Annotated in this window: 16 protein-coding genes; 11 read left to right on the top strand and 5 right to left on the bottom strand. The window is 36.4% G+C overall.

Features of this window, described 5'->3' with window-relative positions:
* The first annotated feature begins 536 nt into the window (after positions 1-536).
* Positions 537-2,342, top strand: a complete 1,806-nt coding sequence (locus IX38_RS17635; protein WP_034707188.1) for a hypothetical protein — start codon at positions 537-539, stop codon at positions 2,340-2,342.
* Between the two features lie 221 nt (positions 2,343-2,563).
* Positions 2,564-3,028, top strand: a complete 465-nt coding sequence (locus IX38_RS17630; protein ID WP_316934147.1) for an aldo/keto reductase — start codon at positions 2,564-2,566, stop codon at positions 3,026-3,028.
* Between the two features lie 26 nt (positions 3,029-3,054).
* On the opposite strand, the gene IX38_RS17625 is transcribed toward IX38_RS17630, so the two are convergent.
* From IX38_RS17625 to IX38_RS17615, 3 genes are all read right to left on the bottom strand, one after another.
* Positions 3,055-3,384 (bottom strand): hypothetical protein, encoded by a 330-nt coding sequence (locus IX38_RS17625; RefSeq protein ID WP_131368711.1) that lies wholly within the window; start codon positions 3,382-3,384, stop codon positions 3,055-3,057.
* 63 nt (positions 3,385-3,447) lie between these two features.
* Positions 3,448-4,266 carry a hypothetical protein gene (locus IX38_RS17620; protein ID WP_131368710.1) on the bottom strand — a complete coding sequence of 273 codons (819 nt, stop codon included), beginning with the start codon at positions 4,264-4,266 and terminating at the stop codon, positions 3,448-3,450.
* A gap of 131 nt (positions 4,267-4,397) precedes the next feature.
* On the bottom strand, positions 4,398-4,862 hold the full coding sequence (locus tag IX38_RS17615) for a hypothetical protein (protein WP_034707185.1): 465 nt from the start codon (positions 4,860-4,862) through the stop codon (positions 4,398-4,400).
* A 95-nt stretch (positions 4,863-4,957) separates the two neighbouring features.
* On the opposite strand from IX38_RS17615, the gene IX38_RS23510 reads away from it, so the two are divergent.
* The 3 genes from IX38_RS23510 to IX38_RS17605 all read left to right on the top strand — a co-directional run bounded on the left by IX38_RS23510 (position 4,958) and on the right by IX38_RS17605 (position 6,931).
* Entirely contained in the window at positions 4,958-5,068 is a 111-nt protein-coding gene (locus IX38_RS23510; RefSeq protein ID WP_117585913.1) for a transposase, read from the top strand.
* A gap of 240 nt (positions 5,069-5,308) precedes the next feature.
* Complete coding sequence (locus IX38_RS23505) at positions 5,309-5,434, top strand: IS3 family transposase (RefSeq protein ID WP_117585910.1); 126 nt, start codon at positions 5,309-5,311, stop codon at positions 5,432-5,434.
* Between the two features lie 225 nt (positions 5,435-5,659).
* On the top strand, positions 5,660-6,931 hold the full coding sequence (locus IX38_RS17605) for a hypothetical protein (RefSeq protein WP_034707184.1): 1,272 nt from the start codon (positions 5,660-5,662) through the stop codon (positions 6,929-6,931).
* Between the two features lie 118 nt (positions 6,932-7,049).
* Here the strand turns inward: IX38_RS17605 and IX38_RS17600 are convergent, their stop codons facing one another.
* Together IX38_RS17600 and IX38_RS17595 are read right to left on the bottom strand one after the other, a co-directional pair.
* On the bottom strand, positions 7,050-8,897 hold the full coding sequence (locus IX38_RS17600; RefSeq protein WP_034707183.1) for a chloride channel protein: 1,848 nt from the start codon (positions 8,895-8,897) through the stop codon (positions 7,050-7,052).
* Positions 8,898-9,132: 235 nt separating this feature from the next.
* Positions 9,133-10,734, bottom strand: a complete 1,602-nt coding sequence (locus IX38_RS17595) for a tetratricopeptide repeat protein (protein ID WP_084680320.1) — start codon at positions 10,732-10,734, stop codon at positions 9,133-9,135.
* A 707-nt stretch (positions 10,735-11,441) separates the two neighbouring features.
* Between IX38_RS17595 and IX38_RS17590 the strand changes: the two genes are divergently transcribed.
* From IX38_RS17590 to IX38_RS17565, 6 genes are all read left to right on the top strand, one after another.
* Positions 11,442-11,846, top strand: a complete 405-nt coding sequence (locus IX38_RS17590; RefSeq protein ID WP_228377991.1) for a helix-turn-helix domain-containing protein — start codon at positions 11,442-11,444, stop codon at positions 11,844-11,846.
* Positions 11,846-12,166, top strand: a complete 321-nt coding sequence (locus IX38_RS17585; protein WP_034707180.1) for a helix-turn-helix domain-containing protein — start codon at positions 11,846-11,848, stop codon at positions 12,164-12,166. The genes IX38_RS17590 and IX38_RS17585 overlap by 1 nt, the downstream gene beginning before the upstream one ends.
* Before the next feature lie 263 nt (positions 12,167-12,429).
* Positions 12,430-13,257: a hypothetical protein gene (locus IX38_RS17580; protein WP_034707179.1), complete on the top strand. Its 828-nt coding sequence runs from the start codon at positions 12,430-12,432 to the stop codon at positions 13,255-13,257.
* 12 nt (positions 13,258-13,269) lie between these two features.
* On the top strand, positions 13,270-14,094 hold the full coding sequence (locus IX38_RS17575) for a hypothetical protein (RefSeq protein WP_034707178.1): 825 nt from the start codon (positions 13,270-13,272) through the stop codon (positions 14,092-14,094).
* Between the two features lie 10 nt (positions 14,095-14,104).
* Complete coding sequence (locus IX38_RS17570; RefSeq protein WP_034707177.1) at positions 14,105-15,001, top strand: hypothetical protein; 897 nt, start codon at positions 14,105-14,107, stop codon at positions 14,999-15,001.
* 208 nt (positions 15,002-15,209) lie between these two features.
* Positions 15,210-16,211 carry an aldo/keto reductase gene (locus IX38_RS17565; protein ID WP_034707176.1) on the top strand — a complete coding sequence of 334 codons (1,002 nt, stop codon included), beginning with the start codon at positions 15,210-15,212 and terminating at the stop codon, positions 16,209-16,211.
* The last annotated feature ends 56 nt before the right edge of the window (positions 16,212-16,267 follow it).

Here is a 16,267-nt window from a genome sequence, read left to right as displayed (position 1 = left end):
TTTTTTAATTTGTTTAACATTACAAAGGTGTCACTTTAAAGAGAAGCATACCAGCGTAGAAAATACCAAATTCATTACTCCGTATTTTCACCTACATCCCGCAAGGACATAAACCCGAAAATAAAAAAAGGCCTCCTAAAAGGAGACCTTAAAAAAACACAAATGATGAAAAAAAATTATTTCGATTTACAAATGTAAGTAAAAAATATAGTATGCAAAACATCATAGAAACATAAATATTAAAATTTATTAATTCTAGTTAAAAATAAATATTGTTAACTAATCTTTCCTTCAGTTTCTTACAATGATAACAAACCTCCGCATATTTATAAGTTTTTGATGAAGGTTTTAAAAATTATAAAAAAATGATATTTAACATATTTTTGACATTACAGGGTGCTATTTGATGCATAGCTAATATTAAAATGATAAATTTAGGTAATTAAAGTCCCGGGATTAAGGTATCTGGTTCAATAGAAATAGGGTACACCGTGATTTTAATTCATTGCCAACGAAAGAATTTTTATCAAAATAAAATGACACATAAACCGTTACACAATTTCCACATTCCGGTCATGGGCCTGGCGTATACCATAGACAGCCCGATCCGCGTTGCCCAATATGGAATTTCTTCCGTTATTTCCATTATTGATGACGAGATCCTGGAAAAAATGAAAGGCTTTTATAACAAGAAATTTAACCTTGGCTATTCAGGAATTTCAACCAAAACAGAAGATTACAGGGCCAAAAGAATTACAGCCTACCTGGATATGGTAGACGATATCGTGAATGAAAAATTTGAATCTTTCAAACATGAAATCACTAAAAACAAGGAAGCGCTAAAGAACTTTATGGCCATGCTGCCCAATACTTCAGATCTTAAAAGCGGGCTTCAGAATCTTGTTAGCCAGACAGATAATTTAGGTTCAGGCATCAAGAATTTCATCGAATCTAACCTGAAGCCGGGAAGTATTGATGTCAATATTATGACAAAAGTTGACAAAGACAACTATAAAAAGGACGAGCAGCTTCCCGTAATATTCAATGATGCCCATGCCTCACTGCGTGGTTTTGCACAGAGCAAATTGTCTTCTTCAATGGTGCTGTCCGCAGGGATGAATCCGCGTTTATACAGCTATATTGAGGAATTTGATGATTTCTTTCCTGATCAGAACGGTATTTTAAAAAAGAAAATCATTCTTAAGGTAAGCGATTTCCGTTCAGCCATGATCCAGGGAAATTTTTTAGCTAAAAAAGGATTGTGGATTTCAGAATACAGAATAGAATCCGGATTGAACTGCGGAGGACACGCATTTGCTACGGAAGGGATGTTGCTGGGGCCTATTATGGAAGAATTTAAGCAGAAAAAAAATGATCTGATCCAGTCTGCACATGCCTTAATGATCACCGCCTTGGAGCAAAAAGGAAAACATACCGTTTCCAAGCCTCTCGAGATGAAAATTACAGTTCAGGGTGGGGTAGGAACCTCTGAAGAACATGAGTTTCTGCTTGACAACTACAAAGTAGACAGTGTCGGATGGGGATCACCGTTCCTGCTGGTTCCTGAAGCTACTTCTGTAGATACCGAAACCAGAAACCTGCTTTTAAAATCAGGGGAAAAAGATTTTTACCTGAGTAATATTTCGCCTTTGGGAGTTCCTTTTAATACCGTAAGAGGCACATCTAATGAAATTTTGAAAGAACAGAAAGAAGCCGCCGGAAAATACGGAAGCTCATGTCCAAAAAAATTACTGGCCTTAAGCAAGGAATTTTCACCGCAGGGAACCTGTACAGCTTCCAAGAAATACCAGGATATCAAACTGGAAGAACTTCAGGCTGATCATGAACTTTCTGCCGAAGAATTTAACAAAAGGAAGACTGAAATTACAGATAAAGCGTGCCTGTGTGTGGGATTGGTAAATGCGGCATACATGGAACAGAATCTTGAAATAAAAGGCGAAAAACAAGGGGTTGTCATATGTCCGGGACCTAATCTGGCGTTTTTTGACAAGGAAGTTTCCCTTTCGGAAATGGTAAAGCACATTTACGGAAATGCCAATATCCTTCCCGATAACCAGCGTCCGAATATGTTCATCAATGAACTGAAAATGTATGTTGATTACCTTAAAAAAGAGATTACCGGTTCTTCAGTACAGATCACCAATTCCCAAACCAAAAAATGGAATGCATTTAAGAAGAACATATTGGAAGGTATTGATTATTATCACAACCTGTTTACCACATCCAATTTCTTTAAAAACGGACTGAAAACCATAGAACTGCAGCTTCAGGAATATAAGCTGATACTTACCGCCATTGAAATTCCTCAGGCTGAAAAGTAAAAGGATTTTTTTAATTGACAGATAAAGCAGCCTTCATTTCGGAGGCTGCTTTTTTATTGATTTTTGATTCAGGCCTGTCCGCCTGCTTTAAGTATAAAGTGAGGAAGAATAAGCCTTTTCATTTATAATAACTATAAGTGGAATACTTATTTTGAATCTGAAATCATTCATGATATTCCTTACCTTAGATCATTATTAAATTTTAATTTCAAATCATTTTTATGGAAAAAAGAAAGATAAAAAATACCGACCTGTCGATCGCACCTGTTAATTTTGGAGGGAATGTTTTCGGATGGACGCTTGATGAGAAACAGTCTTTTGATATATTGGATCAATTTACTTCTGAAGGCTTCAATTTCATTGATACGGCGGATACCTATTCCTGGTGGGTGAACGGAAAAGGAGGCCAGTCTGAAGAAATCATCGGAAAATGGATGAAAAGCCGTTCCAACCGTCAGGATATGGTCCTGGCCACCAAAGTAGGATCTGAAACCAAAGAGCACGGTTTTGATATCAGCAAAAAACATATTCTGAAATCTGTGGATGAATCTCTGCAAAGACTTCAGACCGATCATATCGATATTTATTATACTCATTTCGATGACAACACTACACCGGTAGAAGAAACGCTTTCTGCATACGATGTGTCAATTACAAAAGCAAATGATAAATTACACAATTTGTGATTTTTAGAATACGAATATCGGTGTATTTAATCCATAACACCTCCATTATCTAGATTGGTTAATAATTCATTTATTTTTTCTTTTAATTCATTCACTAAATTAATTGCTGTATTTATATCTGTTGCATTAACTGTAGTAATACTTTGTACAGGGGATATCGTTTTATCAATACTTATCCAGGAAGAACCATTATAATAGTATGGTTTGTTCTGTTGAGATTCGTAAAATAGCATTCCTTGCACATTGTTGTTAGTGGGAAGTGAAATGGTAGGTTTAATTATAGCTTTTGATAGAGTTTTATTAAACTCTGTCATTCCGAAAGCACCTAAAATAGACCAACTTCCAGAGAGAGTCAAAGTCGGATGATTCGGAAAGTCATATATGTAACTTCCCGCATTAGGATAATTTAAATTATTATTTTAAAATGTGAAATTATTTGGCTCGGAATAACTTTTTATTAATGAAAGATTTAGATTACTAGATGAATCAATAAAATTACATCCTATAATTTGAGTTCTATATATTTCATCGCTAAAATACAAGCAAATAAAATCATCACCATTTGCTACTGCTTGCCCCCAACCATTAAATGTACAATTAGAAATTGATATGTCAGAACAAATTTTTTGGACTTTAAGAGAACTCTTATTTATTCCTGTAATTGTACAATTATTAATTAAAATCATGGAGCTATTTTCAATATAAAACGCATGTCTGGTATACCTGTTTGAACTTGCATAAAGACCTTGTCCAAAGAAATTACAATTACTAAAAACAATATTTTCAGCATATTTTATAGAAACCAAATCATTTGGTATAGAAACCGCCCCTTCCGCGTTTGTTATAAAGGAATTAGAAATTTGAACGTCAAAAACCCTATGTTGAACATTATTAACCAACAATCCTTCAATATTAATAATTGGTTTGACTTCATTTCCTTCACCATAAACCTCCCCAATGTATAAATTTGAAATAGAAGTATTTCGAAGATTAACGGACGAGTTAAGAGGCTTAATTCTCAAGCATCCTTCTTTACCACTATTACACCAAATATTAGTTAATCTGTTTCCACCATCGGTGATATTAATAGGAATATCTCCTCTACTAAATTCGGAATTAGAAACCGCTGAATCACTTCTTAATTGTAATCCAATTTTGTTTTTGTAGCAAAATACATTATTTATTCTCCATAAAGCATTCGCATTTATACCAAATTCTTTAAAATTAAACGCTCCCACATTTTCTATAATTACATGTCCCCCATAAGTAGCATACAACCCTGAGTGACCAATCTTCTCAGGATCATCATTAAGAGGATCAGAATTAGGATCAGAGCCTTCAAGTCTTATATCTGAAATTTTAATCCAATTTACCCTTCATAAAAATCGAAAATTTTAATATTAGGAACAGATACCCATATAACAGAACCGAATTCTTTATTCCATCTGTCATAACCATTCCCTCTAATATGATTTCCAGAAAAATTCATAGTTAAAAATATGGTATTTCGGACATACCAAATTCCAGAAGGAACAAAAATAGAAACTTCTAAGTTTATTAGTTTTTGAAAACAAATTGAATTATCAAAATTAATATCATTTGCTTTTGCTCCAAAATGTTTAATATTAACTTCATCTTGAAGTTCTGCAATCCATGCTCCATTTGCTCCCGTTGGAACTATTATATTCCCTCCATTATCTGAAAACGTTCCTGCTTTATATATATAAATTAAAGGTTCTTTATCCCCCTTAATATAATATCCTAATAAGCAGCAAGTATCATGAGTAGTTGGAATATAATTTCTAAGATCTGTTATTGTATTTATTGTATCCATGAATGTATTATTTTAGATAGTTAGGATATACTAATTTGGCATCCAGTTAAAGTTAAGCATAAAACCTTAATTTAACATATGAAACGAGAGCAAAAATTTATGATCCAGCTTTTAAGACAAGAGCAGTTCAATTGAGCAATGAAAGAACCAATATCTCAGAATTAGCGAGAGAACTTGGAATCAAAGTCACCGTGCTTTATAAATGACGAGAAGAATATGAAGAGTTTGATGAGGGAAGCTTCCAAAGAAATGGAAATTTTAAACTAACTCCAGAGCGGGAAAAAACCTACGAATTGGAGGAAGTTTGCAAAAACAATTGAGTCTTACGGCGTCATTAGAAGTATGAGTCGGAAAGGAAACTGTTGGGATAATGCTGTGGCGGAGAGCTTTTTTAAGTCATTAAAAACTGAGTTAATGTATGACAACAGACTCATAACAAAGAAAAAATGGAATTGGAAATCTTTGAATACATTGAAATCTGGTACAATAAAAAAAGACATCACAGTACTCTAAACTATAAGACAACAGAAGAATTTATTAATCAAAACGGAATTTATCAAAATGTATCTTAATACTGGAAATTTTATTTGCATATCCAAATTTCATTTAAATCAATCATCAATATCCGTTCGGTTTTACTGAACGGATATTTTTTGTAAAAAAAGAAACTCCTTAACAAGAATTTCAGTGTATAAATTATCTGCTAATGTACCACTAAATCTGCAAAAACTAATCATTTTTTATTTCTCATTAATTGGATTTATTATTATATTTGCGCCCTTTAAATATTAAAAACTATGAAAAAAAAATTGCTCCCGCTTATCCTGTTGGGAAGTATGCTGTCTTTATTCTCCTTGCAGGGGTGTGTTCATGATGCATTGGAAAGAGAAGCCGAAACGGTACAACTTCAGCAAAATCCGCTTTCTTACATCAGACAAGAATATGTAAAGGATATGGATCTTATTGCGGGAAAGCAGATCGAATGGGAAAATGCCAGGACTTTTAAGCACAACAACAATGTTATCCTTATTTCCGTTCCGGTAAAAAATGAAAGTGAAAAACTAATTGAAGAGCTTACATTCAGGATCGATGGAGGCAAGATTTCCGGGCATCTATGGAAATTCGAAAGTATTGAAAACTTTTCTTCTGAAGACCACAGGCTGGGCGCTCACGAGATCATGAAAAAGATGACAGGAAATGTCACCTATATAGCGATGGAAGGTTCCATGAGATACCAGATCCGGGTGGTTGACGGGAAAATTGTTTCGGATATTTCATCCAAATTTTCAGGAGACGGAGATATGGATTCATGCGGAAAAAAATGCCACGGTTCCATTGATGAGGTGGTAATCACAGTACCTAACCCGCCTACCAACCCGCAACCTCCTACAGGTCCGCCAATTCCTCCTTTCGTGATCATTCCTCCAACCCCTAATCCGAATGATCCTTGTACAAAGGCCCAGCAAGGTTCACAAAAAGCTACAGACAATTCTAAAACACAGAAATTTAGCGACGCCAAACAGGGAATTCTTAACAATTTCAACCAAAACGGAAAAGAAAATGGAGTAGGCATGGGAAGAGATACGCCAAACGGAGAGCTGAAAGCAACAGGTGTACAGGAATTAAATGCTAACAGTGGCGATATCAGTAATCCGTACGCTTATCCTGAAGCAGATATCCATAACCATCCTGGAAATACACCTCCATCTGCAGGAGATGTCTACAGTATGATCAAATATTACAACAGCCACCCAAGTTTTAATACCAGATATATTGTAACGCCTAACGGGACAGTGTATGCTTTGATCATCACCAATGCCAACTTATTTGAGTCATTTATAACCAATGTTCCTCCAAGTCAGGTTCCCGGTTTTGCTCCTAATTTCTCCGGGGATATGTTTGCAGACTATGTAGATATCTCAAACAGAGAAACAGGAATGGCTTATGTCCTTGATAAATATAATTCCGGGATTGCCCTCACAAAAATGGATGCAAACGGTAATTTTAAAAAAATTAATGTAAAGCCTAACAGTAATGGCTCAGGTTATACTCAGACACCTTGTCCTTAATATCTAAACAGCATATCATTGCATAATAAAAAGCGGTCTTTTAGGACCGCTTTTCTATATTTTATCTTTAAAATCCAGCAAATATTGCAGATTAATTATACATTTCCAGTTTAAAAATTTAATCAGAATATTCTTTTAAAAGCTGTCTGTAGCCCATCAGGATAGATGATTTTGATATAAATCCGATAAAATCATTGTTTTCACTCGTTACAGGAAGATTCCATACACCGGTATCATCAAAGACCTGGAGGATTTCCAGCGGTTTATTTTCCTGATGAATTATTGCGGGCGGAGCTTTCATAATTTGGGCTACCGTCATGGAACCGTCTGCTTCTTTATTGAAAAGATAAGGACGGATATCATCCAGAGTAAGAATACCTTTCAGTTTTCCGGCTTCATCTGTGGCTGCAAAAATATTTTTAGTCCCGTTTTTCACCTGTCCAAATAATTCAGTGACAGAAGCATTTTCATTAATCGTCTCCGAATACTTATCTATAAAATCTTCAGTTCTTAAAGCAAAAAGAAGATTGGTATCATGTTTATTGGTCAGTATTTTTCCTTCGTCAGCCAAAGATTTCAGTTCAGGAGAGATAGGGGAGAACCATTTAGCAATAAGGTAGGAGATAATAGATACAATCATCAGCGGAATAAAAAGATCATAGCCAAAGCTGGACTCAGCAATCAGAAATATGGCTGTGAGAGGGGCATACAGTACACCACTCATTGCTCCGGCCATTCCCACAAGTACAAGATTCGTCACCGGAACCTCTGTAAAGCCGATATGCTGGCATACCAGAGCAAATAAATACCCCACCGTACCTCCGGCAAAAAGTGACGGGGCAAAATTACCGCCGTTACCGCCGCTGAATATCGTAAAAGAAGTAGCAAAAGCCTTTAAAAGACATACCAGAACCAAAAAAATAATGATAGTCCAGTCTCCGATCTCAAAATACCTGAAAAAACTGTTTGCGATAATAGAATGAGTACTTCCGTTAGTAAAAGCCTTCACTGTATCATATCCCTCTCCGAATAGCGGAGGAAAAAGCACACACAATAACGACAGCACCAGCCCGCCGAACATAGCCTTACGCATCCTCGAAAGCTTCAGCCCTTTGATAAAATGCTCCACTTTCTGAGAAATCACTACAAAATAACGTGCATACAGCCCGGTTACAATTCCTAAAATAAGATAATAGGGAACATTTTTATAATTAAAAGGCTCTCTGGCATAAAACCTGAAAAGTATATCCTCCTGAAGCAGAATCCTTGATAAAAGACTTCCGCAGACAGCAGCTACTACCAAAGGTATGAAGTCTGTAAAAACCACACCCGTCAAAAGAATTTCAAAAGCAAACATAATCCCCGCAATCGGAGCATTGAAAGCCGAAGCTATTCCCGCCGTGGCACCCGCAGCCAGCAGAAGAGTCCTTTCCTTATAACTGAGCCTGTAAGTCTGTGCATAATTGGAACCTATGGCAGCCCCGGTAACTGCTATAGGGCTTTCTAATCCGGCAGAACCTCCCAACCCGACTGTAACGGCACTCTGAATGATCTGGGAATACATCTTTACAGAAGATACAATGCTCGAATTCTGGGCAATTTCATACAGAATTGCACTGATTCCTTTTCTGTCCTGTCCTTTAAATATAGTAAGAACAATCGCAGTGGTAAGCACAATTCCCATGAAAGGAAATACAATATAGAATAAGATCTGATATTCAAAATGAACCTTATGCGTAATAAAATTGTGAATCGTATGGACAAGGGTTTTCAATACCACCCCGGCAAGGCCGGCAGTACAGCCTACAAGAATTCCGGAAAGCACCAGAAACTGGTTCCTGCTGAGCCTGTTATTCAGCCAGTGAAGGATAAGTTCATAGCTGCGGGCTTTTTCCAGTCCGTATTCCTGGAAGTCTCTTTTAAATTTTAGAAAGCTTAAATACTTTTTTTTATTGTGAATTTTCACCTGAGAACCAATTTTAAAACCGTAATGGCTTCGTAAATTTATGAAATATCTTTATAAGAATTTTACCTTAGATCACCACAAAACAAACAACCCACTGAAATTAAGCAACTTGCGCCCTTATAAATATTTCTTAGAAATTTTCATTTCAATATTAAATTCAAATTTGCCGGAAATTTCCATCATTCAACTTAACCGAAATCAATATTAGCTTTGAAAAATACTGTAAAAGCATTCTCTAAGATAGGGATTCCAGGCTGTCTTTTTTCAGGTTGTTGATGAAATAGGAGGGACTTACTCCGGTTTCCTTCTTGAAGATAACAGCAAAAACCTCCCTGGATGAAAATCCGCAGGCTTCAGCCAGATAGCTTATTTTGTATTCCCTGTAAATAGGATTTTCATAAAGCTTATTGGTAATATAGCTGATCCTGAGACCATTGATGTAATTATTATAGTTATTTTCTTTATATTGTTTAATAATCTCGGACAGGTATCTGGTATTGGTATTCAGATCATTGGCCAGGGAAGTAAGACTCAGATCTTTTTTAATGAATTTTTGTGATTTTTCAAATTTTTCCAGCTTTATCAGGATCATTTTCACTGTCTCGTCAGTAATATTAATGCTTTTCTCAGCAGATATTTCTAGCGGGATATTCTGTGCGGGAAGATTATTGGTATTTTTAAGGTTATTGATCGTCGCCTCATAACTTTCATGAAGTTTTTTCTGGTTTCTTTTCCAGAAAAATATACCGCCTGCTAAAAGAAGTATAATAAAAATAAGAGCCACTATCAGAATATTCTGAATATTCCCGGTATGAATTTCTACCTGTTCGTCCATTATCTTTTTTACAGGAGTATTAATGCTTTTCTTCTCTTCATTAACGAGACTGTCATTAAGTTTCGTGTACAGATTCATGTATTTTTTTGAATCTTCCTTTTCTCCTAATTCTACATAAGATTTGAATTTGACCTCGTAAATATCTCTACGGATATAAGGTGTGCTTATTCGTTTCTCCAGCTGTTCAGCTTTTTCTGCGAAATGGACTGCCTGATCATATTTTTTTTGATCATAATACAGCCATGCATATTCATTCAGAATAGTAATTTCCAGGTTTTTTGATACCTCGTATTGCTCATTTTGAGCTATCTTTAATGCTTTGTCAAAATAATTTTCCGCATCATTGATCCGTTGGGAAGCAACACTTGTCATCCCCAGATTCATGTAGGACAGTGCAAGGAGATAGTATTTTTTTGTCATAAACTCTTTACTGTCTCCAATACGGACCGCACTTTCCAGGCTTTTTTTCTGATACTGTATTACAGAATCCAGCGGTGCATTCACATGGGCAAAATAAGAGCCAATACCCGTATATATTAAAGATTTCAGATAATTTTTTCTGTCTTCAGACGTTACTTTTTCAGATATTTTTAATGCTTTTCTAAGCTCTGTGATGCTTTCATTATTAAAGCCTAATTCTGTATACGATGAAGCCTTTATCCTGTAAATATTCGCCAGTTTTGCATCATCATTTGCATCTATGGCAAGTTTTTCAGCTTCCGTACTCAGATCAATTACTTTTTTATGATTCCCGGCATCATAATATTTTGCCATAAGGAGAGAGATGCTCTCCAGAAGCCCTTTTTTATAGTCAGCCTTTTTAGAATCACGATAGATTTCGTTCAAAAGTTCTATTGATTGCGTAGGATCCCCTTTAGATACCTTTTCAGCCCGGATAATTTCGGAATCAATTTGTGATTCCACTGAAGGCCCGGGATTGAGCTGGGCACTAAAAAGCCTGAAAATCAAGCAGAAAAGTAGTAAAAATATATTTTTCATCATGTTTTTTTAGAGTGAACAAATTAAGCACAATATAAATAATTATGGCATAATAATAATGTTATTTTTTCAGAATTTACATTATCAATAAAAATACACAATCGGTTGAATGCTAACTATTTAAATTCAAATTATTTTTTAGAGCCGAGTGGCTTAAATTTTTAATAAAACACCGAATAAACACTTGATTTTTTCAGAAATTATTTCATACCGTCCTTTTTTATCCTTGAAGAAAGGACTAATATTGTTATTATATCAGAAGAGTAAACTAATTCACCTGATATGAAACACACAAATGATGAAAAGAAAATTATTAACCATTATCAGTTATTAATATTCTGATATTTCACCAAAAATGATTATTTAATTTACAATATAAGGTTCTTGTTCAATTCTATTAAATTATAGTAAGGTATTCGGAATTTACAACATGATGCATCTTTAACTGTCCGGATAAATCTTTAACATTGCACAAGAATCTTATATGTTTGTACAATAAAATAATCAGGCTTAAAATTCTAAAACACAAGTATGAAAAGCAATAATTCTGTCAAGATTTCTAATCCCCTCAATTAGGAATTTTGTTTATTGCTTTTCCTTTATTTTGTCCTTCATTTCATCAGGAAATAGGCATTACCCGCAATTCATTTTAAAAAAAAACACTAATAATTAAAAACTATATGGATCTGAAAAATCTTAACATTGGATCGATGATAAAAGAGAAGGTTGACAAAAGCGGGATAGAAATGCCCCGCATATGTAAATTTCTAAACTGTAAAGAAGAAGATATAATGAAAATGTACGAATCCTCTGCTTTTGACACAGAAGTTCTGCTACGCTGGTCAAAACTCCTGCAATATGATTTCTTCAGACTCTACTCACAACACCTGATTTTATACTCCCCGCAGTCTTCCATGAATTATGTCCAAAAGAAAAAAGCACATGACTCACTTCCCGCATTCCGGAAGAGCCTCTACACCAAAGAGATTATTGAATTTGTTCTGGACAGGATCAGAAAAGGGGAAATGACGAAATCAAATGTTATTTCTGAATATAAAATCCCCAAAAGTACACTCTACAAATGGCTGCATAAATATAACCTGATGGAAAAATAATGGAAAATACCCCGGATTACAGAAGGATTTATACAGACCTTATCAATGAAAAATATCCTGAGAAAAAAGAAGAATTTAAAGCGATACTATCTAAAAAGAATTTCTCAATACTTGATGTCATTACATGCAGCAACATTCTTACAGGTAGAGAAGATAAAAGTACCTTTACTTTTAATCAGAAACACCGCTTTTTTGACCAGCAGTCGATTCTTGAAATACTGGACTATCAAAAGAAGTACGGATACAACAATGCACAGCTGGCACGGCATTTCAAATTAAGCAGAAATACAATTGCAAAATGGAAAAAAAGGTTCATTTAAAGTAAAAATAAGCCCTACAAATCAAAATGTATGTGAATGCATATAAATAACTATATTCCAGTTATTTAAAATCATTAAAAGTAGTGTCTTTTTCCGAAAATATTACACCTTTCATTTTTCAATCTGAAAGATTTCATGAATCTTTGCATTCAATAATGATTTTGATTTTCAAAAATTGAAATATTAAACATCGGGACCTGAACTTTGATACATTTTAAAGCCATTAGGTTCCGTTAAAGCTGACATTTTAAAAACACAATTCAATGAAAAGAAATTTGCTATCCTTAGCTATGGTTGTTTCGTCGCTTATTAGCGCACAGATAGGAATCAACACTAGCAATCCCTTGGGGGCATTACATGTAGACGGTGCAAAAGACAATACCGCTGCAGTGACTCCCGCACAAATCAGCAATGACCTGATTATCACCAATGCAGGCTTTATAGGAGCCGGAGTTTTAAATCCAATTGTAAAACTTGATATGCGGTCAGCAGGACTGCAGAATGCAATAGGACTTGGCACCACTGCGATGACAGCCAATGCAGCCGGAGCCGGAGCCGTGAGATATGAGCCTACCCAGGCAAAAATTCAGGTGTCTGATGGGAATGTATGGGAAACAGCGCTTATCCTTCCCACCAAAGCAGTAGTGGTTGCAAGAATGACTACTCCGTTCTCAGTTCCTTACAATTCTGATGTCAATATTAGCGGATGGGACGAGGTCAAAGATTTTTCCAACAGTTTTGATCCTGGTACAGGGATTTTTAAAGCACCGAGAGCAGGTGTCTACACCTTCCTGATGACGTATAACTTTGTTGCCGGTTCAGTGGCTCTTTCTTCTGAAGTCATCAGCCAGTTTTACAGTCCAAGTGCAAATGCTATCCTGGCCCGTTCATACAAGACATTTGCCCGCGGTAATGAAGATGCCCAGGTAGGTGGTTCTGCTGTAATTACGGTAAGGCTAGATGCTGATCAGACTGTTCGTCCACAACTTAATCAGAACATAGCAGCATCTGTGGCAAGAGCTTTAAGAGTAAATGGGGACTGGACCAATCCGGATGCAGGCTTTAACAATCTCACCATTATTGAAAATTAAAAAATACAAAAAATGAAAATTAAAAATTTATATAAATTACTGATTCTGTGCCTTCCGTTCACTATACAGGCACAGACAGGAATCTTCACTAAAGACCCGATGCAGACTTTTCATATAGATGCAGGAAAAGATAACAGCAGTGTTCCGCCTTCTGCTCTTCAGATACCCAATGATGTAGTGCTCACTTCCGACGGAAAATTAGGGGTAGGACTTTTAAACCCTAAAACTAAAGTGGATATCCGTTCTACTGATGATAAAGGTATTATAGGATTGGGAACAAGCTCCCAGACAGCCGCTGCTGCCGGAGGTGGCGCTATCCGTTACAGTAACGGAAATATTATACAGTATTCTGATGGTGTAGCTTGGCATAACCTTCCAATGACCCTGCCACCTAAAGCTTTGGTACTGGCTAATAAAAGCATTCCTCTTAATTTGACAAACGATGGGACAACCCTCATAGACAAATGGGATGAAGTTACAGATTCTCAGTCTAATTTTAATGGTACAACTTTCACTGCACCGAGAAGCGGGTTTTATATTGTTTCTTTCAATATTACTTTGGCGAACGGCAATATTGTCCAGAATTCAAGAATAGAAACCATTATCGAAAGTAATACCGGCCTTAACAATATTAAAACATACAGAAGTGTAAACTCATACCCGGCTTGGGATATAAGCGCCGTAAGTAATATTGTCGGAGGTAACTGTACAGCTATTTTTAATTTATCTGTCAATGATACAATCCAGTTTAAGGTATTTCACAATTTCGGTAGCGACAGAGGTATAAACACCGCAAACACCGGCACCAATAACAGTATCAGTATTTACGAATTATAAACTAACAAAGATGAAATTAAATAAAAAAAGCATACTATTTCTGGGCATGGGGATCCTTCCGAATTTAATACTGGCCCAGATCGCTATCGGCGGCAGCAATCCCAGTCCAGCCAATGCCGTTGAGATCAATACAACGGAAAAAGTGATTATTGATAAAGCCGGGAAAATAGGAGCAGGGGTAGCTGTTCCCAAAATGGCAATTGACCTTAGAAACGGAGCCAACGGTTCTATGGCGATAGGCATGACCAATCAAACCGCAGCTGAAGCCGGAGCTGGAGCTATGCGGTATAATCCTAACCCAGCCATCGGAGTGCAGGGTTATATAGAATATTCCGACGGAACAGTGTGGGTTCCTATTTTACCATACGGAAAACCAAGAATTGTGGTAATGGCAGAGAAGACAGATAATAATTGTACCGTTTTTGAAAACGGCTTATGGCCTGTAGGAAATTATACAGATGGAATTCCGGGAAGATCTTCTACTTATCTTACTTCATGGGTGGAAAAGCTGGACTCAGATTCCGGACAGCCCAGAACAAATTTTAACCCTGCTACCGGAGAGTTCATTGCTCCGAGATCGGGTGTATATTTTGCCACTTTTACTTTTGCTCTTGATGCAAAACAGGTTAATAACAGTTCCGGACAGAACCAGACAGAAGCGATCTGGGAGGTAAGAAATTCTGCAAATGCGGTTATACAAAGAATAAAAACTAATAATGGATATCCTCAGGATACAGGAAATGCTCCAAATGAAGTAATAGTAGGATCGGCCTGTACTGCGAGTTTATATCTCAATGCAGGGGATAAGCTAAGGCCATTTGTATGGATTAATGTATCCTGGGATCCGGACAAACGTATTCTAGTCAACACAGGAGGTTATAATGTTCTGACTATTGTTGAGCAATAATATATTCCTGTAACAAAGATTATAAGACTATAAACTATACACCAAAATAACCTCTCATTCGGGAGGTTATTTTTTTATGTAAACAAACCGGATGAACTATAAAACAATAAATATTTAACATAATATAAGAAAATTAAAGGCATTGTTCATAGTATACTCTGCACGATGTTTGCATCTGAATATCAAACCAACACTTAAATACAATCATATGAAAACAGATGTTTTAACAGAAAAGCACCGGTTAGGAATAGGTGGAGTAGCGATAGGAACTGCGTTCGGGAATATCAGTGATGAGGAATCTTACAGTATTCTTCAGACTGCATGGGATCTCGGGATCCGTTATTATGATACATCTCCCTGGTATGGTCTCACAAAAAGTGAAAGAAGATTCGGACACTTTCTGAAAGACAAAGACAGGAGTGATTTTATATTTTCAACCAAAGTAGGAAGGCTGTTTCACGAAGTTCCTGAATCAGAAGTTCCGCCTACCATGTGGAAAAAGCCATTGAATTATGATTTTAAACATGATTATACCGCAGATGCGATCAAAAGATCTGTCGAAGACAGCCTGGAGAGAACGGGACTGGATCATATCGACATTGTTTATGTGCATGACCTGTCTGAAGACCAGGTAGGAGACCGCTATCCTTATTTTTTAGAGCAGGCAAAAAAAGGGGCTTTCAAAGTTCTGTCCGAGCTGAGGGACCAGGGAGTAATCAAGGCCTGGGGAATGGGAGTCAATAAAATTGAGCCTATTTTAGACTGTATAGATTCTGCGGATCCCGATATCTGCCTTTCTGCAACGCAATATTCGATTCTGGAACATGAAGATGCTGTTGACAGACTTTTACCAGCAGTTAAAAAGGCCGGAGTAAAGCTGGTTTCCGGTGCAGGGTATAATTCAGGATATATTGCCGGAAGGGACAGGTACAATTATAAGGATGTAATTCCAAAAGGAATGGCGGAAAAACGGGCCAGAATAAAGGATATCGCCAAAAAATACAACACGGATATTGTACATGCTGCGCTGCATTTTGTTTTGGCATCGGATGAGTTTGCTTCCATTATTCCCGGAGCCAGCAAACCGGAACAGGTTAAAGATAATTGGGAAGGTCTTAATGCCGATATTCCAGCGGATTTTTGGAGTGAACTGAAATCTGAAGGACTGATTTATGAGAAAGCTCAGACACCGAACTCTTCAAGCTTTTAAGATTAATAAAAAATCTGATTTGCAATATAAAACCTCTCGTTTCGGGAGGTTTTTAT

The sequence above is a fragment of the Chryseobacterium luteum genome (assembly GCF_000737785.1).
GTDB classification, from domain to species: Bacteria; Bacteroidota; Bacteroidia; order Flavobacteriales; family Weeksellaceae; genus Chryseobacterium; species Chryseobacterium luteum.
This window is presented reverse-complemented; position numbering and strand designations above follow the sequence as displayed.